Genomic DNA, 19,705 nt, shown 5'->3' with positions numbered 1-19,705 from the left:
CGGTCAGCGCCAGCGGTCGGCGGAACGCGAGCCGCCCGCGCGGGGGGCGTCGTCCTGCGGCGGGTAGCCGTAGCGCTCCTCCTGCCGTCGGCCGTACCGCTCGGGCTCGGGCTCCGGCTGGCGGGCGCGGTGCGCCTCGGGCTGGTGCCCGCGCTGGCGGGGCGGGCGCCACTCCTCGGGCACCGGCACCCCGCCGGCCGGCAGCGCCGGCGCGTCCCCCGGCTCCGCCCAGCCGCCCCGCCATCCGTCGTCCGCCCGTTCCCGATGCGGCTCGTCCCGACGGACCGTCGCCCAGCGGTCCGAGACCCGGTACTCGGTGCCGGTGGCGTCCGCGTGCACCTCGGCACGCCGCTCCCCGACCCGCAGTTCCCGGCCCCGCTCGTCGTCCCGCACGGCCGCCCACCGGTCACCGGCGCGCAGCTCCGACCAGTACGCACCGCTCTCCGGCCCCGCCTCGTCGGGCTGGTGCGACCGGCCCCGCCCCGGCTGCTCGGCCGGCACGGCCCAGGCCGCCGGCCCGCCCGTGCCGTCCCAGCCCCGGTCGTCCCACTGCTGCCCGCGCTCCTGCCGCTGCCCGCGTTCGTCCCGTCGGCCCGGCCGCTCGCGGTCGGTCCCCTGCCCGGACCACTCGCCCCGGTCGCGCGACCGCGACCGATCGTCGTCCCGGGGCGCACCGGCCGTCGCCCACGACCGGTCGTCGTTCCGCCGGGAACGGTCGTCGTCGCGCCGGGACCGGTCCTCCGGGTCGCCGTGGCCGGCCCGGGACCGGTCGTCCGACTCGTCGGACCACGGCCGCTCCTCCGGCGCCGGCGACCACCGTCCCGCGTACCCGCCGCCGTACCGGGTGCCGGGGTCGCCGGGCACGGACGCGCCACCGTCCACGATGGTGTGCCGGGTGGTGACGTGCACGGTCTCGGTGTGCCGCACCACCCCGAGCGGGCGCGCGGCGGGCTGGCTCTCGGGCTCCGCCGGCCGGGCCGCCCCGTACACCCCGGCCGCTCCGCCGGCGGGTCGGTCCCCGCCGTACACCCCGGTGGTGGCGGGCCGGTCCCCGCCGTACCCGCTGGCCGAGCCGCCGGTGGGCCGGTCCGCGCCGTACGCCCCGGCCTGGGCCGCCGGCCGCTCGGCGCGCGGGCCCGGCTGGGGCCGGCGGGCGGGCTCCTCGTCGTCCCGGTCGGCGCGTCCCCAGCGGGGCGCCGGATCGTCCTGGCCCGGCGCCCGCCCCCGGCCGGAGAACCCGTCGTCGGCGGATCCCGGGCCCCGGCCGGCATCGGCCTGGTCGTCGACTCCGGCCAGCGCGGCGCTGCTGGCGTCCAGCCGCCGGCGCAGCGCGGCGACCGCCTCCTGGGCCCGCTGGGCCTGGTCGAGCGCCTGGTTGCCGCGCTGGGCGGCCGCCACGATCTCCCCGCGCAGCTCGTGGCGGAGCTGCTCCATCTCGTCCAGCAGCTCCTCGGTGCGGGCCGGGCCGGCGCCGTCGGCGCGCAACGCGATCGACAGGCCGATCAGGACCACGGCCAGGATGGCGAGCACGGCGGCGAACCGCAGCGGACCGTTGCCGTCGGCGACGAGCAGGATCAGCGCCGCCACCGGCGCCAGCGCGACGCCGATCCAGAAGAGCACGGTGAGCAGCGGTGGATTGCGCTTGTCGGCGGGGGCGACCGGGGCTGGCATGGGTCCGCAGCCTACCGAGAGTTCCCCCGGCTGGAAACGGCTGGAGAGACCCGGCGGGACGGGACGGCGCAGCCGGTAGCCGGCGGCGCGGGGCCGCCGGCTACCGGCCGGGGGATCAGCTGGCGGCCAGCGCGCCGTCCGACGAGAAGACCAGGCCCACGCTGGCGGCGCCGGTCTTGAGGGCGTTCTTGGTCTGTGGGCCGCCCTGGTCCAGCGAGCTGAACGAGCCGGCCTTGAAGTCGTAGACCTGGACCAGCCCGGCCCCGCACTTCGGCCGCTGCGGGCACTCGGGCGGCCCGGCCAGCACGGTGGCCTGGCCCGAGCACTTCGCGGCCAGCTCCGAGAGCGTGCGGACGCCGTACTTGTCGGCGAAGGCCTTCGTCACGGCGAAGGCGTTCTGGTCCTGGGCGGCGGCGGGCGTGCCGAAGACGAGGCCCACCTTGTCGCCGGCGGCCTTCAGCGCGGCGACGGTCTTCGCCAGCTCGGGCGAGGACACCGGCTGGGCGTCCTTGCCGTTGGCCTTGGTGTTGAGGAACTCGGCCATGGTCGCCGCGTACTCCGGGACCACCTGGATCTCGCCCCGCTCCAGGGCCGGCTCGTAGAGCTCGCGGTTGCCGATCTGCTGCACCTTGGCCTCGTAGCCGGCGGCGGTCAGCGCGATCTTGTAGAGCTCGGCCAGGATCTCGTTCTCCGTGAAGTTGGCCGCGCCGATCACGATCCGACCGCCGGGCCCCTTGGCGATGCCCGTGGTGACGCCGTTGGCCGCGGCGAACTCCTCGGCCGCCTTCTGCGCCGTCTTGCGGTCCACGTCGACGGCCTTGTTGAGCTGGATCAGCTTCGGCGTGTCGAGCGCCGCCGAGACCTTGTCCAGCGCCGCGAGCAGCTGCGGGTTGGCCGCCTTGGCGTTGACCGCCGGGATGACGTTGTCGGTGTTCTGGAGCTTCTTGTCGTCGTCGAGGACGACGAGCTGGTCACCGGCGACCGGGGCGCAGCCGGCCCCGGAGGCCGCCTGCTCCGGGGCGTCCGTGCCGGAGGAGCCGGCGTCGCCGCAACCGGTCAGCAGCCCCGCCGCGGCGAGGGCTCCCACCGCACCGACCGCCAGTCGTGTACGTGCGCGCATCAGTGCCCGCCTTCCGTGTCCCGGCGCGACCCGTCCGGGCCGGCCGCGTGTCCGACGGGCGATCCCTGTCCGGCCGCCCGCTGTGTCCGCCGGGCGGCGCCCTTTCCGGCCGCCCGCGATTTTCCACCCAACATCTTCCACACGCGTCCGACAACCCGAGGAAAGCTTTGTCACCGGATCGTCACCCGTCGACGGCCACCGGGCGGCGGGCCTCGGTGAGCGGCCGTGGGCATCGATGACCGGCAGCGCGTGTCGGTGAGCCGCAGCGGGCGTCGGTGAGCGGCAGCGGGCGTCGGTGAGCGGCAGCGGGCGTCGGTGAGCGGCAGCGGGCGTCGCTGAGCGTCGGCGGGCGCTCCCGGGTGTGGCGTCCCGCCCGGGGCGGACCGGAGCTCAGCCGCCGGCCAGCGCGTCCGCCGCGCGGCGGCGGGCCCGGCGACGGGTGGCCCGCAGCGGGCGCGGGGTGACCAGCCGCTCGACCAGGGCCAGCACCAGCTCGACCAGGACGGCGAGCCCGGCCACCAGCACGCCGCCGGCGAGGATCTGGCCGCCGCCGGCGGCGATGTCCAGCCCGAACCCGGCGCGGATGATCTGCCCGAGACCGCCGCCGTTGACGAAGGAGGCCAGCGCGGCGGTCGCCACCACCTGCACCGCCGCCGTGCGGAATCCGGCCGCCAGGTAGGGCACCGCCAGCGGCAGCTCGACCCGGCGCAGCAACTGCCACCCGGAGAAGCCCATGCCGCGCGCCGCGTCCCGGGCCTCCGGATCGACCTGCCGCACCCCCGTGTACGCGTTGGCCAGCAGCGGCGGCACCGCGAAGACGGCCAGCGCGACCACCACCGACGGCTGGCCGAAGCCGAGGAAGGTCAGCGGCAGGATGGTGAGCAGGGCCAGCGTCGGCACGGCGAGCGTGACGTTCGACACCAGCACCACCAGGCCCCCGCCCCGACCCGCGTGCCCGAGCCAGAGCCCGATCGGCCAGGCGATCAGACAGCCCAGCGCCACCGCCGCCGCCGACATCGACAGGTGCTCGCCGAGCCGCTCCAGGATCCCGCCCGGATTGGTCCAGTTCAGCGGGTCGTTGAGCCAGACCAGCGCCGCCTCGACGGGGTTCATCGGGCCCGCCCTCCGTTCGCGGCCGCGGGACCGCGCCGCGCGGCGTTCCGGGCCCTCACGCCGCCCTGCTCCGCTGCCAGGGGGTCAGCAGCCGGCCCACACCGGCCAGGATCAGGTCGAGCACCAGGGCGAGCAGGACGCAGAGCAGCGTCCCCGTCATGATCTGCGCCTTGTAGAAGTTGTTCTGGAAGCCGGCGAAGATCAGTTGCCCGAGACCGCCCCGCCCGATCACCACGCCCACGGTCACCAGGGCCACCGTGGAGACCGTGGCCAGCCGCAGGCCCGTGAGGATGCCCGGCAGGGCCAGCGGCAGCTCGACCCGGAACAGCCGGCCCCAGCGGCCGTACCCCATCCCCTCGGCCGCCTCACGTACCTCGGGGGGCACCTGGTTGAGCCCGGCGAGGGCGTTGCGGACGATCACCAGCAGCGCGTAGAGGACCACCACGCTCAGCGCCGTCACCGCGCCGATGCCCAGGTAGGGCGCGATGAACGCGAACAGCGCCAGCGACGGCACCGTGTACAGCACCCCGGTGACGGCCAGCACCGGCCCGGCCAGCGAGCGGAACCAGTACGCGGCCACGGCCAGCGGCACGGCGACCAGGGCGGCGATCAACACCGCGCGCACCGTCAGCGAGGCGTGCTCCCGCACGGCGGCGAGGATCGTGTCAGAGTTGTCCCGCACGTACTGCCAGGAGAACCACGGGTTACCCGGGTCGGCCCGGTAGCTCAGGCGGAAGGACATGTGTGGACGTTACCCCGGCAACCACGGATCACGGCGGGCCGCGTGCGGCGGCCATCGCGCTGGAGGGCATCCACAAGCGCTACCCGGACGGCACCGAGGCCGTACGCGAGCTGAGCCTCGACATCGCCGCCGGCGAGCTGGTGGTGCTCATCGGACCGTCGGGCTGCGGCAAGTCGACGGTGCTGCGGATGGTCAACCGGCTGATCGAGCCGACGGGTGGCCGCATCCTGCTCGACGGCGAGGACGTCACCCGGGTGGACCCGGTCCGGCTGCGCCGCCGGATCGGCTACGTGATCCAGAACGTCGGGCTCTTCCCGCACCAGACGGTCAGCGCCAACGTCGCCACCGTGCCCCGGCTGCTCGGCTGGCCCCGCGAGCGCAGCCGCCGCCGGGTCGACGAGCTGCTGGAGCTGGTGGGGCTCGACCCGGCGACGTTCGGCCGCCGCTACCCGCACGAGCTCTCCGGCGGTCAGCGGCAGCGGGTCGGGGTGGCGAGGGCCCTCGCCGCCGACCCGGTGGTACTGCTGATGGACGAGCCGTTCTCGGCCGTCGACCCGATCGCCCGGACCCGGTTACAGGAGGAGTTCCTGCGGTTGCAGGCCGAGGTACGCAAGACGATCGTGCTGGTCACCCACGACCTCGACGAGGCGGTCCGGCTGGGCGACCGGATCGCGGTGCTCTCCCAGGGCGGTCGCCTGGAGCAGTACGACACTCCGGCCGCCGTGCTCGGGGCGCCCGCCACGCCCTTCGTCCGCGAGTTCGTCGGCACCGACCGGGGCATCCGCCGGCTGGCGGTCACCCCGCTGACCGGCGCGGCCGTCGAGCCGCTGCCGACGACCGGGGTGGCCGAGCTGCCGACGGTGTCGCGGGGCGACTCGGCGTACGACGCGCTGGGGGCGCTGCTGACCTCGGCCGCGGACCGGGTGGTGGTGACCGACGAGGGGCGGCCGGTGGGCGTGCTCAGCCGGACGCGACTGCTCGAACTGGGCCGGCCCGACCGGTGACCGGGCCGGCCGCCCGACGCCGGCCGGGAAGGGTCGCGGGCAGCGGGTCGGGTCGGACGGCGGGGGGATCGCGGGCCGGCGGGTCAGGCCCGGCCGCCGAGGCTGGCCGTGCCGACGATCCAGCCGGAGAGGAAGCCGTACGTCGCGCCGGTGCCGGCCGACTGGATGGCGGTGAGCAGCGACGGATCGGGGCCGAGGAAGGCGGCGAGCAGCGAGGCGAAGCCGCCGGCCAGGACGTAGGCGGCCCAGCCGGAGAAGAACTGGCTCGCCGACCCCTGCACCCGGGCCACCTGCGTGGCGGGCAGCAGGTAGAGGAAGACCACCGCGAGGATCACCAGCAGGACGGCCCGCAGGTTCGCGACGAGCAGGCCGCCGGAGGCATCGCCGCCGTCGAACCGCCAGGCCGGCCAGGCGAGCAGTTGCAGGAACCAGCCGCCGGCGGAGTTGGGGTCGGTGCCGGCGGCCCAGCCGACGTACGCCGGGCTGCCGCAGACCGCGACCAGCAGGAGCGCGGCGAGCGCGCCGGTGCCCGCCGCCGTCCCGTAGCGGCCGCCGGCCCGCGGCGGGTTGGTGAGCGCCATGATCGGATCAGTTCCCAACGGACCTCGGGGAGCAAACCTGCCGGGGCCCGTCGGCCGCCGTCACTTCCGCGGGTGCGTCATCAGGTAGTCGATGAAGGCGGCCCGCAGCAGCGGTGCGGACTCCTCGTAACCGTGCCCGGTCAGCTCCCGCCACAGCGCGGCGGCCTCGTCGATCGTCGGCCCCACCGAGTTGGGCGCGCCGTCCAGTGCGGCGGCCTCGTCCGCGTTAGGCAGGTGCCGCAGCACCGACCAGAAGAAGCCCACGTCGCGGCGCTCCCGGGCGACCGCGAAGGCCCGCTCACGCAGCTCCTCAGTGGACAGCGCGTCGAGCTCCTCGAACGACGGGCCGGCGGAGGTCGATGGTGTGTCGGTCATGCCGCCGAGCCTAACCGCCGAGATCACCGCCGGCAGGTGGACGCGACACCGGCCGGCACCGCCGGCCCGCCCCGCGGCCGGTCAGGGATGACCGCTCAGCGGTCGTCGCTCTCCCACCGGCGAGGCCCGCTCTCCCACCGCGGCACGCTCCAGGGGTCCGCCGGGCTCTCGGTGGACTGCGCCGGCAGGGCGGGCGGCCAGTCGCCGACCGGAGCGGGCCGGGGCGCCGCCCAACCCGTGCCGATCCGGCCGTCGCCGACCGGGACCGGTTCCGCCGCCGCGCCGACCGCCGGCCGCCCGTACGCCTCGACCAGGCGGGTGACCAGCAGCCCCACGCCGAGCGCCGCCGCGCCGACCGCCCACCGGCTCACCGTCCAGCCCCGGGCCTGCGCGTACGCGACGAAGACCGCGACCAGGCACACCGCCAGCAGGGTGCCGAACACGCCGCCCCGCCGGCCGTAGGCGCTGGTGCCGGCGAGCAGCGCCACGCCGACCGCCAGCACCGTCCAGTCCAGCCCGGCGTCGGGCGCGACCGGCCCGGTGGCGCGGGTGGCGGTGAGCATGCCGGCGAGGGCGGCCAGCACGGTCGAGCAGACGAGCGCGCCGGAGACGACCACCGCCGCCACCACGCCGCGGCGGCGGGCCGGGTCGACGACCGGACGGAAGCGGCCGACCAGCCGGCGAACCGCCCGCACCGCCCCCAACAAGCCGCCGAGCACGGCGACGGCCGCGAGCCCGGCGAAGAGGTGCAGCGCGCCGCGCCCCGGGTCGTAGTCACCCTGCGGGAGGACCGGCGCGGAGCGCTGCTCGATGTACACGACGACCCCCGCCGCACCGGCGAGGCTGGCGGCCCAGCCGGGGACGTGCAGCACCACCACGGCCAGCGCCAGGGCGAGCCCGCCCAGCGCGGCGACCGCCAGGGCCGGCCCGGTGGCCGCCGTGACGCCCCGGTCGCCCTGCTCGGCCATGTGCAGCGCGGCGGCGACCGCCACCGGGCCCACCGCCAGGTTCACCGCGGCGGTACGCAGGCTCAGCCCGGCAGCCAGCGCCAGGAGCCCGAGCACGACCGCGTCCAGCAGCAGCGAGCGCAGCCCGGCGCCGTGCAGCGCGTCCGGGTTCTCCCGCCAGAGCAGGAACGTCCCGACGCCCAGCGTGACGAGGAGCAGCAACTCCCAGGCGACGTGGACCGCGAACCGGTCCCGGCCGGGTTCCCCGTGCGCGGGGTCGTCGAAGACGTTCTCCAGGACGGCGGCCGGGATGCCGGACGACGGCTCGGTGGACGCGTCGCGCCCCGGTTCGTCGTACCCCATAGCCGCCGCCTCCCACGTGGCCGCTCGTCCAGGTCCGACGCGCGGGCGGGCCGGGGCGGCCGTTGCTCTCCGGTCGCAGGCACGCTACCCGTGCGGGAGGCCGGGCGTAACCCCCCGGATCAGCGCGGGCCGGGGCGGTTCTCCCGGTCGCCGGGCTCGCGGTCCTCGTCGTCCTCCTGCTCGGGGACGCGGCAGGCGCGCTCCAGCCAGAGCGCCGCCGCCACCAGGGCCAACCCCGCGAGCAGACCGGCGCCGGCGACCGGCCGGTCGTCCATCGCGGCGTCCGTGCGCTCCACGAAGAGCCAGCCGGTCAGCCCGGCGTAGAAGCCGGCGAAGATCGCGCCGGCCAGCGAGGACGCCTTGGCCAGCACCACGAACCGGGCGACCAGCAGCGGGTTGACCGGGTCGCGGCCCGGCCGGCGCTCGATCCGCCCCCGGGTGTTGACCGCGGCGTACCCCTCCAGCACGGCGAGCGCGGCCAGGGTGACCACCGGCAGCCACGGCAGGTCGGGCAGGTAGTCGTAGTAGAGGGTGCTGATCAGCAGCCAGGCCACGGCGGCGGCGCCGAGGCCCGCCACCACCAGGGTGGAGATCCGGGTGGGGCCCATCCGGAACCGGTCCGGACCCGTCCCGCCCGGGCGTGGGGTTCGCGCCTGCGTCATGCCGGCCGGCTCCACTGGGTCATGCCGTCGACTCTATCGCCAGATCCGGCCGGGGGCGCAGATCCAGGGCGTCGGCGGCGGCCGGGCCGGTGTTGAGCAGGTCCGTCAGCCAGCCGTGCCCGGGCAGCCGCCCGTACGGCTGGATGTCGATCCACGGCCGCAGCACGAACGCCCGCAGGTGCGCCCGGGGGTGCGGCAGGGTCAGCTCCGGGTCGTCGCTGACCACCGGCTCGTCGTCGGCCCAGACGGCGATGACGTCGACGTCCAGGGTGCGCGGCCCGAAGCGCCGCTGCGGGTCGCGGGTCCGGCCCGCGGCGCGCTCCGCCGCCCGGGCCCGCTCCAGCCAGTCGCGCGGCGTCGCGGCCGGGTCCTCGGCGAGCAGCACCGCGTTGAGGTACGCGGGCTGGTCCTGGTCCCCCCACGGTGGAGTCTCGTAGACGCCGGAGAGCAGGAGCACGTCGTCGCCGAACGCCGACACGGCGGAGCGCAGGTGCGCCAGGCGGTCGCCGAGGTTGCTGCCGAGGGAGAGGACGGCCCGGGTCACCGGTCGCGCCGCCGGGTCATGGTGACGGCCACGTCGGTGAAGGCGTGCGGGACGGGCGCCTCCGGCTTGTGCACGGTGACCGTGGCGACCTCGACCCTGGGATCGGCCAGGCAGACGGTCAGCAGCCGGTCGGCGAGCGTCTCGATCAGGTTGACCGGCTCGCCGGTGACGACGGCGACCAGCCGCTCGGCCAGTTCGCCGTAGTGGACGGTGTCGCCCACCTCGTCGGAGCGCGCCGCCGGGGCCAGGTCCATCTCCAGGACGGCGTCGACGACGAAGTCCTGCCCCTGGGCGCGTTCGAAGTCGTACACCCCGTGCCGGCCGTGCGCCCGCAGGCCGGTCAGTTGGATGCGGTCGGTCATCGGTCTCCTCCGTGGTCGGCGGTGCCGCCCGCCCGGCCGGCGCCCGCGTGGGCGGCGCCGATGGTCGGGGGCGTCAGGCGGGGCGCGCCGGTGGCCTGCCAGACGGCGAGCGCGTCCGCGGTGGCGCGGACGTCGTGCACGCGGACGCCCCAGGCGCCGGCCGCCACCGCGAGCAGGCTGGTGGCGACGGTGGCCGCGTCCCGGCCGTCCGTCGGGCGGGGGGTGTCGTCGGGGCCGGCCAGCAGCCGACCCAGGTACGCCTTGCGGCTGGACGCGAAGAGCAGCGGGAAGCCCAGCTCCAGCAGCTCGGGCAGGCGGGCGCTCAGCTCCCAGTTGTGCGCGGCCGTCTTGGCGAAGCCGAGCCCCGGGTCGATCACGATGCGGTCGGCGGCGACGCCGGCGCCCAGCGCCTCGTCGACACGCCGGCCCAGCTCGGCGCGGACGTCGGCGACCACGTCGGTGTAGCGGGCCAGCTCGCCCATCTCGCGGGCGTGGCCGCGCCAGTGCATCAGCACCCAGGGGCAGCCGGCGTCCCGGACCACGCGGGCCATGTCGGGGTCGGCGAGGCCGCCGGAGACGTCGTTGACCACCGCCGCGCCGGCGGCGAGGGCGGCCTCGGCGACCCGCGCGCGGGTGGTGTCGATGCTGATCGGCACGCCGGCGGCGGCCAGTTCCCGGACGACCGGCAGCACCCGGGCCGTCTCGGTGTCGGCGTCGACCCGGTCGGAGCCGGGCCGGGTGGACTCCCCGCCCACGTCCACCAGGTGGGCGCCGTCGGCCCGCAGCCGCACGCCGTGTCCGACGGCGGCGTCGAGGTCGGCGTACCGTCCGCCGTCGGAGAAGGAGTCGGGCGTGACGTTGAGGACGCCCATCACCACCGGGGCCGAGGCCCGTACCAGATCGGTCACGACTAGACGGTACCGGTCGGCCGGAGCGCCCCGGGCGGGCCGGGTCGAGGGCGATGACATGCGCATTCGAACGAGTGTACGATCGGTCGTCCGGGTCGGATCGGGCAGACTCTTCGCGGCTTGTCGCATTGAGGGCCTGCCCGTACGCTTTGGAATTGCCCGGCATCGAGATGGCGAAGCCTGGAGGGAGGGCCGAAGCGGGAGAATCCGCCCAAAGCTCGCCACCCTCCGTGGCGGGCAACGAACGCAGGGTCATCGACGCTGCGCCCAGTGAGCACCATTCCCGCCAGGCATGCCTACTGCACCACCGCGGCGCCGCCGGCCGCGACTTGGGGAGGTTCCAGTGATCGCCATCGAGCTGATGGAGACGGTGACGTCCGCCGCCGCCCACACGCTCTCCACCCTGGCGTCGACTCCACTCGCCGAGCCCGCGCCCAAGGGCATCGACACCGAGGGTGTCGTCACGTTCTTCGCCAGCAAGATCGCTCCGATCCTGCTGGCCGTGCTGGGCGTCATCTTCATCGGGCGGGCCAGCCGGGGCGAGATCTCCAAGGTGCTGACCAGCTCGGCCATCGCGATCGTCGGGCTCGCCTTCATCGCCGGAGCCGCCACACTCTTCTTCATCGGCGACTACCTGATCGACCTGATCTTCGAATAGGCGCGGGCACGAGATGCGGCTGCGCACCGACGACGACATCTACCGGGCTCGCCTGGTCTACCTCGGGCCGCCCGGCTACACCCTTCCGGTCCACCTGCCCTACGCCCAGTACGGGCTGTTCATGCTGCTCGTCCCCCTCTACATGTTCATCCACTGGTTGTTCACGCTGCAGGTCGAGCTCTTCCCGGCCTGGGAGATCGCGCTGGCCATCGTGACCACCTCGTTCATCTTCCGGTACGTCGACCCGGACCGGCCGGCGCGCATGGTGATCCGCACCGCGCTGACCGACTGGCGGCGGACCCGGGAGCCGGCCGCCGAGCAGCGGGACCCCCGCCTGGTCGGCAGCCGGATCAGGATCCGGGAGGAGCTGGCATGACCGGGCGTACGCCGATCAGGCAGTCGCACGACGCGGGTGAGGCGGTCGCATGAGTCGCTCTTCCACGCCGGGTTCCCCGGCCGGGCGCCCGATCGCCTCGCATGGTAACCGTGCGCGGTCGTTCGACTACCCGGACGAGCCCGAGCGGGACGAGGTCGCCCTCGACCCGGCCCTCGTGACCACCCCCGGGCACGGCGGCGTCGGCGTCTTCCAGGCGCCCCGCCCGGTGCAGCGCCGGACGCCGCCGGTCGACCCGGGGCCACCGGCCGACAGCGCCGACATCGACTCGCCCTTCCTCGACCTGTTCGGGGGGACGCGCCCCGGCACGCGGCCGGCCACGCCGCCGCGGATCGGCGGGCGGGAGCACGCTGCCATCCCGCAGCAGCCGGCCGCCGTCGAGCCGGCCCCGGCCGCCGCCCCGGCCCCGCCGCGCGCCGCCCGTTCCAACGGCACGGCCGACCGGGCGCCCGCGGTGGAACCGCCGCCGGCGGACGCCGACGACGAACCCCCGGCCGTCACGTACGAGCAGCCGGCCGTCGCGTACGAGCCACCCGCCGTCGCGTACGAGCCCCCGGCGGTCGCCCACGAGCCGCCGGCCCGGGCGGTCCGGGTGCCGCACCAGCCCGGGGACCGGCTGCCGACGCTCCGCCCACCGGCGGACGATGCGGCGTCCGGCGTGACCCCGCCGCCCCCACCGGCGCCACTCGACCCGGCACCCCCGGAGCGCCCGTCGCGGCGGGCCGGGGAGCGGCTGCCGGAGCGCACGGGGCGGGACGTGACGCCGCCGCGCCAGCGCTCCGCCGGCCGGCGCGACCAGCCCACCAAGCCGGTCCGCGTCAAGCCGCCGAAGATCAAGTTCGGCGACCGGGACCCGGCGGTCGAGCTGGCCATCACCGAGATCGCCGGCCACCTCACCTTCACCCCGAACACCGTCACCGCCTGGTACTGGCTGCCCGAGGTGCGCTGGGCGTTCCGGCCGGACGCGGAGCGGGAGGCGCTGCTCTCGGCGATCTCCGAGCAGTACGCCGGCCTGGCCGGCTTCCGGCTGCACCTGCGGCGCACCACCCGGCCCTTCCCGGCCGACGAGTGGGCCCGCACCATCGACGCGCACACCCGATCCCCGCTGCCCGACGTCCCGGGCACCGCCGGCTGGGCCGACCACCTGGTGGCCGCGCAGCGGCACCTGCTCTCGGTCAACCACGCCGAGGGGCAGACCTACCTCGGCGTCACCTTCGCCCGCCGTTCCCTCGGCGACTCGTTCACCGAACGCCTGCTGCGCACCTTCGGTCGCGGCGTGGCCGAGGGCGAGCGCCGCAAGCTCGGGCGCACCGTCGAGCAGTTCGACGAGGTGCTGGGCGCGTTCGGCATGCGCGGGCGACGGGTCACCGCGCAGGAGCTGGAATGGCTCCTCTACCGCTCCGTGGCGCTCTGCATGGCGCCCCCCGGCCGGCTCTCCCCGATCACCGACGGCCGGTGGGAACGCGGCGACCTGCTCGCCCTCACGGAGCAGGTGGAGCGCTACCGCACCCCGTACGGTTCCACCGTCAAGCTGGTCAACCGCATGACCGGCGAGGAACGGCACGTCGCCGTGCTGGCGGTGGGCCGGATGGAACCGCTGGAGATCCCCGAGCGGCACGAGCCGTGGCTGCACTTCCACGAGCGGCTGCCCTGGCCGATGGAGCTCTCCACCCGGGTCGACATCCTCGGCTCCGGCGACTCCTTCCGTAACCTCGAGCACCGGCTCCGGATGATCCGCTCCCAGCAGCTCGACTACGCCGAACACGGCATCGACGCCCCGCCCGAGCTGGAGCGGCTGGCCAAGCGGGCCCTGGTGATCGGCGACGAGATGACGACCGGCCTGCCGGTCGACTCCGCCCGGGCGCACGGCTGGCACCGGATCGCCGTCGGCGGGCGGACCCGCGAGGAGTGCCTGGAGCGGGCCCGGCGGCTGATCCAGCTCTACTCCCGGGAGCTGCGCATCTCGCTGCAACACCCGAAGAACCAGGACTGGCTGGCCCGCGAGTTCATCCCCGGCGAGCCGATCGCCAACACCGGCTACGTCCGGCGGATGCCGGTCAACCTGCTCGCCGCCGCCCTCCCGCAGGCCGCCTCCACGGTCGGCGACCGGCGCGGCGACCTGATCGGGCGGACGGCGGGCACCTGCCGCCGGCCGGTCTTCCTCGACCTGCACTTCCCGATGGAGGTGCGCGAACGCTCCGGCCTCGCCGTCTTCGTCGCCGAACCGGGCGGCGGCAAGTCGACCCTGCTCGGCGCCCTGGGCTACCTCGCGGCCCGGCGCGGCGTCCAGGTGACGCTGCTCGACCCGTCCGGTCCGCTGGCCCGGCTGTGCGCCATGCCCGAGCTGCGGCCGTACTCGCGGGTGCTGAACCTGACCGGCTCCGAGCACGGCACCCTGGCGCCGTACTCGCTGATCCCGACCCCGCTGCGCACCGAGTTCGGCAGCGGGGCGGCGGGCGACCGGGAGTTCGAGATCGCCGTCTCCAACGCCCGCGCCGAGCGGCGGATGCTCGTACAGGACATCTGCATGATGCTGGTGCCGCCGCAGGTGGCCCGCGAGGCGTCCACCGCCACCCTGTTCCGGCACGCCGTACGCCAGGTGCCGGCGGAGGAGACCTCCACCCTGGACGACGTGGTCGCCTGCCTCAGCCAACTCGACGACGACGCCGGCAGGGAACTGGCCAACCTGCTGCTGGACACCGCCGAGATGCCGCTGGCCATGCTCTTCTTCGGCCGGCCGCCGGAGGGGCTGCTCGGCGCGGACGCGGCGCTCACCGTGATAACCATGGCCGGGCTGCGGCTGCCCGACCTGAAGATCGAGCGGGAGTACTGGTCGGCCGAGGAGGCGCTCGCCCTGCCGATGCTGCACACCGCGCACCGGCTGGCCGTACGCCGCTGCTACGGCGGGTCGATGTCGTCCCGCAAGCTCGTCGGCCTGGACGAGGCGCACTTCATGGAGGGGTGGCGCTCCGGCCGCTCCTTCCTGGTCCGGCTCGCCCGCGACTCCCGCAAGTGGAACCTCGCCGCGCTGGTGGCCTCGCAGAACCCGCGCGACATCCTCGGCCTCGACGTGCAGAACCTGGTCTCGACCGTCTTCGTCGGCCGGATCGCCGAGGACGCGGAGATCGCCTCGGAAGCGCTGCGCCTGCTGCGGGTGCCGGTCGACGACGGCTACGAGGCGACCCTCGCCTCGCTCTCCACCGCGGACGCGACCTCCGCCACCCGGCTCGGCTTCCGCGAGTTCGTCATGCGGGACGTCGACGGTCGGGTGCAGAAGGTCCGGGTCGACGTCTCGTACGTCGACGGGCTGCTGGACCACCTCGACACCACTCCCGCCGCGATCGCCGCGGCCGCCGGGGTACTGCCGGCCGTCCTGCCGAACCTGGAGGCGTGACATGGCGGGGGCCCGGGCACGGCTGGCGGCGTTCCTTCTCGCACTTGGCGTACTCGCCGGGGCCACGATCGGCTGGCCGGCCCTCGGCGCGGCCGCGGCCGCCCCGGCGCCGCTGACCGCACAGGCTTCGGCGGACCTCTGCACCACGCCGGAGTGGCAGGCCGACTTCCGCGCCTGCGTCGCCAAGCTCAAGGAGGTCGCCGAGGACGACGTCAAGTGCCGGAACGCGCCGACCCCCGGCGCCCCGGACTCCGGGCTCGCCGGCTGGTTCGCCTCGCGTCCGGAGTCGGCCACGAAGCCGGGCCCGAAGGGCTTCTACAGCGACTACGGCTACGCCGGTTACAGCTACTCGACGTACGACGTCGACAGCGGCTGCGCGACTGCGGTGCTGCACCCGGACTACAAGTTCACCAACACGGTGGCCAACGGCGAGTTCATGATGGCCACGGCGATCGTCGGCGCCTCGAACGCGCTCCGGGAGCGCGCCTGGGATCCGCGCTCGATGTGGGGCTGGGCGGACCCGCTGGTGGACCAGGCGACCAAGGCCGTCTACCAGAAGGTGTTCAGCGTCTTCGGTATCGTCACGCTCTGCGTGGTCGGTCTCTACCTGCTCTGGCGCTCCCGCCAGTCCGACATGAGCAACGCGATGACCACGGCGGGCTGGGCACTGCTGGTGATGGTGGCGGTGACCGCCCTGGCCGCCTGGCCCGTCAAGTCAGCGAACATCGCCGACGGCACCCTCGTCACCACGCTGGGCGTGGTGCACGACGCTGTCGGCCCCGCTTCCAAGGACACCCCACCCAGCCAGTGCGACGACCCGAACCCCGAGGCGTGCAAGGACAACCGTCCGCCCGCCGTCCGGGCCAGTGACACGGCGACCGAGGCGATGCTCTACCGCAACTGGCTGCGGGGGGCGCTCGGCTCGGCCGACAGCGAGACCGCCAAGAAGTACGGCCCGGCTCTGTACGACGCGAAGTCGCTCTCGTGGGAGGAGGCGGCGAAGCTCCGGTCGAATCCGGCCACCCGCGAGGCCACCATCAAGGCGAAGCAGCAGCAGTGGGCCAGGGTGGCGCAGCAGATCGAGATCGAGGACCCGGAGGCGTACGAGTACCTCCAAGGGGTCCGGGACATGGACCGGATCGGGGCCGGGTTCATCGCGGTGCTCGCCGCCGTGCTCTTCGCGATGTTCGACCTGACCGCCTCGTTGCTGGTGCTGCTGGGTTTCCTGATCTTCCGCTGGGCGGTGATCGCCGCGCCGATCCTCGGCACGGTGGGCCTGCTGCGACCGGCCAGCGCCGGGCTGCGCCGGCTGGGAAACGCGGTGGTCGCCGCCGTCTTCAACATCGCCATCTTCGGCACCGGCGCCGCCATCTACCTCTTCGCAGTCGACCTGATCATGAGCACGCCGACGCTGCCGGGCTGGCTCCAGGTGGTGCTGGTCTGGCTCTGTGGTGTGGTCGGCTGGCTGCTCCTGCGTCCCTACCGCCGGATCACCCAGCTTGGCGGCAAGGACAGCAGCGAGGCGGTCAGTTCGGCCGGCTCCTGGCACCGACGTTTCTTCCGGGACATGCGCACGGCCGCCCGGCTCGACGTGGCGGAGCCCGGTGGCACGGCCGAGCCGGCGATGGGCCGGCGTCGCGCCGTCGTGGCGGAGAAGAGCACCCTGCGGCCGGAGGCCCGCCGGGAGGACCCGTCGCACTCCCGCACGAGTGGCGATCAGGAGCGGCAGCGGCCGGACGGCCGCGAGTCGGCCGCCGAGGCACCGGAAACCCCGGAGCGGGAGACTCCGCGCCCGGTCGCGCCCCGGCCTCGTCGGCGCCAGCCGGCCGCCTGGACCGAGCCGGACGTGCCCGACGAGAACCCGTCATTCGTCATCTACCGTCCGGGCTCGGCCGAGCGTGAGCCGGCACAACCCGCGCCACGGATCCGCTCCGAGGCGCGGTGAGTGCGGTGCGTCGGGCCATCGAATTCCTTGTCACCCGGGTGCTGCGGTCCCGGTTCGGCATCGCGCTCGCTCTCGCCGTGGTCGTGTTCGGGGTCATCGGGGCGGCCCGGCTGGTCTCCGGTCCCGGCGACCCGACGGACGGGCTCAGCAACCGTCCGAGCCGACCCATCACCACGGTCGCCCCGACCGCCGGTGACGACGGAGCGTTCTCGACGGGCGCTCCCCCGTCCCCGGTCACCCGCGCAGGTGAGCCCAGGCCGGAGGAGGTCGCCGAGCGCTTCGTCGCGGCGTGGCTGGGCAAGCCGGGCGTCACGGCGGACCAGTGGCAGGAGGGGCTGCGTCCCCTGTCGACTCCGGCGCTGACCGAGAAACTGGCGGGCGCCGACCCGTCGGGGGTGCCGGCCGGGCAGGTCAACGGTGACGTCACGCTCCGGCCCCGGACCGAGAACTTCGTCGAGGTGCTGGTCCCGCTCGACGCGGGACGGCTCCGCCTCGAACTGGTGGCGCCCGACGGGCGGTGGCTGGTGGACGCGGTGGACTGGGAGCAGGAATGAGCGACGAGACCCGACCCCGCCTTCGACAGCCCCGGCTCGGGGCCCTGGCCGCCGCGCTGACCGCGACGTTCGCCCTGCTCTGCTGCACCGGCGGTGCCGGCGCCTTCTTCCTCACCGAACTCGGCGGTGACGCCGGCGACCGGATGATGTCGGCCAGCCTGGACTGCACGGAGGACTTCCGGGTCGACATCCAGGGCAGCATGCCCCGAATGTCCCAATACGGCGAGGTCGAACTCCGCAACGCCGCTCGGATCATCAAGGTCGGTCAGGAGATGAAGGTGCCGCCGCGCGGCTGGGTCATCGCCGTGGCGACCGCCATGCAGGAGTCCCGGCTGCGCAACCTGGCGAACCCGACCGTCGGCGAATCCGAGAACCTGCCCAACGAGGGCATGGGGGCCGACCACGACTCTGTCGGCCTCTTCCAGCAGCGGGCCAGTTGGGGCAGCGTCGCCCAGCGGATGACGCCCGAGTACGCCGCCCGGAAGTTCTACGAGAAGCTGGTCAAGGTACCCGGCTGGGAGCGGATGCCGCTGACGCGGGCAGCCCAGGCGGTGCAGATCAGTGCCTTCCCGGACGCCTACGCCAAGCACGAGGAAATCGCCTCGCAGATCGTCAACGCCCTGGCCGGTGGGGCGGCTCGGACCGTGCTCGTCGGTGGGAAGCAGGCATGTGACCGCGCCGCCGGCGGGGAGATCGCCGCCTCGGGTTGGACGGCGCCCATCCCGGGCGGCGTCGGGTCGGGCTTCCGCACGGCGAGCCGGCCCGGGCACAACGGGGTCGACATCGCCGCCCCGAAGGGCACCCTGATCCGGGTCGCCGCCACCGGCCGCGTCCTGGTCTCCCGTTGCGACCCGGACAATCGCGGACGACTCAGCTGCGACGCCGACGGTTGGCCGGACAAGGGCGGCTGCGGCTGGTTCGTCGACGTCCTGCACGCCGGCGGGTTCATCACCCGCTACTGCCACATGGTGAGCAAGCCCCGGGTCTCTGTCGGCCAGACCGTCCGAGCCGGCGAGGTCATCGGCGAGGTGGGCAGCAGCGGCAACTCCTCCGGCCCGCACCTGCACTTCGAGGTGCACAAGGACGAGGATCGCAGCAGCCGTGGCGCGATCGACCCGGTGCCGTTCATGCGGTCGCGGGGTGCGCCGCTCAAGGGCGCGGCGTGAGGCGCCAGCCGTCATGAACGAGCCGCTCCCCGACCCGTTCGCCGACCAGCCCGACTGGGCCCCCCGGCCGCCCCGACCGATCGAGATCGTGCCGGCCACCGGGCGGGTCGAGCTGCGCGGGCGGCGGGTCCTGGTCGGCCTGCCCGGGCTCGGCTGGCGCGGTGACCTGCGGGCCGACGAGCGAGTGGTGCAGGGCAGCCGAACCTACGTCCCCGTGATCCCCGAGCACGAGTGGTACCGGGCGGAGTCCGACCAGGTGGAGGTGTTCGCGCCGCTGGTTCCGGTGGAGCGGGTCTGGGTGGAGACGGTGGGGAGCCGCCGGCCGGACACGTCGGTGGACCGCGAGGCGGGCGTCCGTCTCGTCTCCCTGGACGCCCCGGCGCACCGTGTGCCGACCCCGGTCTTCGAGGCGGACGCCGTCACCGGCCGCCGGGTCGTGCACGTCGTGGAATCTGTGGAGCACCGGGACCTGCGGGCGGTCACCGAGACCTACTCGGGCGCCGACGGGGACATCTGCGTGCGGGTGACGCCTGAAGTGGAGTGGTACCGCTGGGCATGGCGGGGCCAGTCGCCGACCACACTGGAGGTCCCGGTTCACCTGCTCTGGATCGAGTGACGGCTCAGGCCGTTTTCCTGCCGGCGCAAACCCGCCATCCTTCTTCGCCATCCTTCACGTCGAACACCCAGTCCTCTCGGCGACTACTACGGGGCTGCCCGTTGGCGGAGCTGGAGATGGAGAGAGTTGTGGCGACCGATTCGCCCTCTCCGGTCTCGGTCCGCGTGAGAGGTCCCCAGCTGACTCGCACCACGACACCGAAGTTGGCCTCACGCTGCTCGATCTCCTTACGCAGGCCGGACAACGTGCTCAGCCCGGTGTTTGCCTGGCAGGTGAAAAGCCCGGCGCGGGTGTCGTTGCGATCCACGAGGAATGCCCGGAGGTAGTTGTCCACCACCACGTCGGGCGCGCTGCGGTCGGGGGCGGCAGCGCGGTTGTAGAGGACGTATCCGGCGGCCACGCCGCCGAGGCAGAGCGCCGCGAGGATGCTCGCGACGACCGTGAGCACAGTGCGAGCCCGTCGCCTCGGCCGCTCCGGCGCGGGGGCCGGCGACGGCGGCGCCAGGTGGTCGGAGGGGGGCCGTTGCGCCGGTACGCGGGAGACCTGGGAACCGGCGGGGGGCTGCACTGATTCCACCCTCTGAGG

General features: G+C 74.7%; 20 protein-coding genes. 8 read left to right on the top strand and 12 right to left on the bottom strand.

Features of this window, described 5'->3' with window-relative positions; translation table 11 throughout:
- Nucleotides 1–3: 3 nt before the first annotated feature.
- The 4 genes from ABZ793_RS13525 to ABZ793_RS13510 all read right to left on the bottom strand — a co-directional run bounded on the left by ABZ793_RS13525 (nt 4) and on the right by ABZ793_RS13510 (nt 4,646).
- Nucleotides 4–1,671 (bottom strand): hypothetical protein, encoded by a 1,668-nt coding sequence (locus tag ABZ793_RS13525; protein ID WP_357456556.1) that lies wholly within the window; start codon nt 1,669–1,671, stop codon nt 4–6.
- A gap of 115 nt (nt 1,672–1,786) precedes the next feature.
- Entirely contained in the window at nt 1,787–2,791 is a 1,005-nt protein-coding gene (locus tag ABZ793_RS13520; protein ID WP_357456554.1) for a glycine betaine ABC transporter substrate-binding protein, read from the bottom strand.
- A 390-nt stretch (nt 2,792–3,181) separates the two neighbouring features.
- Complete coding sequence (locus ABZ793_RS13515) at nt 3,182–3,904, bottom strand: ABC transporter permease subunit (RefSeq protein WP_357456552.1); 723 nt, start codon at nt 3,902–3,904, stop codon at nt 3,182–3,184.
- A 55-nt stretch (nt 3,905–3,959) separates the two neighbouring features.
- Entirely contained in the window at nt 3,960–4,646 is a 687-nt protein-coding gene (locus tag ABZ793_RS13510; protein WP_357456550.1) for an ABC transporter permease, read from the bottom strand.
- 2 nt (nt 4,647–4,648) lie between these two features.
- Between ABZ793_RS13510 and ABZ793_RS13505 the strand changes: the two genes are divergently transcribed.
- Nucleotides 4,649–5,650 carry an ATP-binding cassette domain-containing protein gene (locus tag ABZ793_RS13505; protein ID WP_357456548.1) on the top strand — a complete coding sequence of 334 codons (1,002 nt, stop codon included), beginning with the start codon at nt 4,649–4,651 and terminating at the stop codon, nt 5,648–5,650.
- 83 nt (nt 5,651–5,733) lie between these two features.
- Here the strand turns inward: ABZ793_RS13505 and ABZ793_RS13500 are convergent, their stop codons facing one another.
- From ABZ793_RS13500 to folP, 7 genes are all read right to left on the bottom strand, one after another.
- Nucleotides 5,734–6,231, bottom strand: a complete 498-nt coding sequence (locus ABZ793_RS13500; protein ID WP_357456546.1) for a hypothetical protein — start codon at nt 6,229–6,231, stop codon at nt 5,734–5,736.
- Nucleotides 6,232–6,291: 60 nt separating this feature from the next.
- Nucleotides 6,292–6,606: a hypothetical protein gene (locus tag ABZ793_RS13495; protein ID WP_357456544.1), complete on the bottom strand. Its 315-nt coding sequence runs from the start codon at nt 6,604–6,606 to the stop codon at nt 6,292–6,294.
- A 95-nt stretch (nt 6,607–6,701) separates the two neighbouring features.
- Complete coding sequence (locus ABZ793_RS13490) at nt 6,702–7,916, bottom strand: ABC transporter permease (RefSeq protein ID WP_357456542.1); 1,215 nt, start codon at nt 7,914–7,916, stop codon at nt 6,702–6,704.
- Nucleotides 7,917–8,035: 119 nt separating this feature from the next.
- Nucleotides 8,036–8,578 (bottom strand): DUF3180 domain-containing protein, encoded by a 543-nt coding sequence (locus ABZ793_RS13485; RefSeq protein WP_357456540.1) that lies wholly within the window; start codon nt 8,576–8,578, stop codon nt 8,036–8,038.
- Nucleotides 8,579–8,597: 19 nt separating this feature from the next.
- A complete protein-coding gene (folK, locus tag ABZ793_RS13480; protein WP_350709433.1) occupies nt 8,598–9,122 on the bottom strand; it encodes a 2-amino-4-hydroxy-6-hydroxymethyldihydropteridine diphosphokinase in 525 nt (174 codons plus the stop codon).
- Nucleotides 9,119–9,484, bottom strand: coding sequence for a dihydroneopterin aldolase (gene folB / locus ABZ793_RS13475; RefSeq protein WP_350709435.1), 366 nt, complete (start codon nt 9,482–9,484; stop codon nt 9,119–9,121). The genes folK and folB overlap by 4 nt, the downstream gene beginning before the upstream one ends.
- Complete coding sequence (folP, locus tag ABZ793_RS13470; protein WP_357456537.1) at nt 9,481–10,392, bottom strand: dihydropteroate synthase; 912 nt, start codon at nt 10,390–10,392, stop codon at nt 9,481–9,483. Before folP ends, folB begins: the two co-directional genes overlap by 4 nt.
- Nucleotides 10,393–10,735: 343 nt before the next feature.
- On the opposite strand from folP, the gene ABZ793_RS13465 reads away from it, so the two are divergent.
- From ABZ793_RS13465 to ABZ793_RS13435, 7 genes are read left to right on the top strand one after another with little or no spacing between them, the layout of a single operon-like run.
- Nucleotides 10,736–11,050, top strand: a complete 315-nt coding sequence (locus tag ABZ793_RS13465) for a hypothetical protein (protein ID WP_091101477.1) — start codon at nt 10,736–10,738, stop codon at nt 11,048–11,050.
- Nucleotides 11,051–11,063: 13 nt separating this feature from the next.
- Nucleotides 11,064–11,426 carry a hypothetical protein gene (locus ABZ793_RS13460; protein ID WP_088976442.1) on the top strand — a complete coding sequence of 121 codons (363 nt, stop codon included), beginning with the start codon at nt 11,064–11,066 and terminating at the stop codon, nt 11,424–11,426.
- Between the two features lie 49 nt (nt 11,427–11,475).
- Nucleotides 11,476–14,838 carry an ATP-binding protein gene (locus tag ABZ793_RS13455; RefSeq protein ID WP_357456534.1) on the top strand — a complete coding sequence of 1,121 codons (3,363 nt, stop codon included), beginning with the start codon at nt 11,476–11,478 and terminating at the stop codon, nt 14,836–14,838.
- Nucleotide 14,839: 1 nt separating this feature from the next.
- The gene (locus ABZ793_RS13450; protein ID WP_357456532.1) at nt 14,840–16,783 is read left to right on the top strand and encodes an MFS transporter; all 1,944 of its coding nucleotides are present in this window, start codon (nt 14,840–14,842) and stop codon (nt 16,781–16,783) included.
- Complete coding sequence (locus ABZ793_RS13445; RefSeq protein ID WP_357456530.1) at nt 16,780–17,337, top strand: hypothetical protein; 558 nt, start codon at nt 16,780–16,782, stop codon at nt 17,335–17,337. Before ABZ793_RS13450 ends, ABZ793_RS13445 begins: the two co-directional genes overlap by 4 nt.
- Nucleotides 17,334–18,503 carry a M23 family metallopeptidase gene (locus tag ABZ793_RS13440; protein ID WP_357456528.1) on the top strand — a complete coding sequence of 390 codons (1,170 nt, stop codon included), beginning with the start codon at nt 17,334–17,336 and terminating at the stop codon, nt 18,501–18,503. Before ABZ793_RS13445 ends, ABZ793_RS13440 begins: the two co-directional genes overlap by 4 nt.
- A gap of 13 nt (nt 18,504–18,516) precedes the next feature.
- Nucleotides 18,517–19,119 carry a hypothetical protein gene (locus ABZ793_RS13435; protein WP_357456526.1) on the top strand — a complete coding sequence of 201 codons (603 nt, stop codon included), beginning with the start codon at nt 18,517–18,519 and terminating at the stop codon, nt 19,117–19,119.
- Between the two features lie 4 nt (nt 19,120–19,123).
- Here ABZ793_RS13435 and ABZ793_RS13430 read toward each other — a convergent pair whose 3' ends face one another.
- A complete protein-coding gene (locus ABZ793_RS13430) occupies nt 19,124–19,687 on the bottom strand; it encodes a hypothetical protein (RefSeq protein WP_357456592.1) in 564 nt (187 codons plus the stop codon).
- Nucleotides 19,688–19,705: the final 18 nt, after the last annotated feature.

The organism is Micromonospora sp. NPDC047465, from assembly GCF_040643125.1.
Lineage (GTDB): Bacteria > Actinomycetota > Actinomycetes > Mycobacteriales > Micromonosporaceae > Micromonospora.
This window is presented reverse-complemented; position numbering and strand designations above follow the sequence as displayed.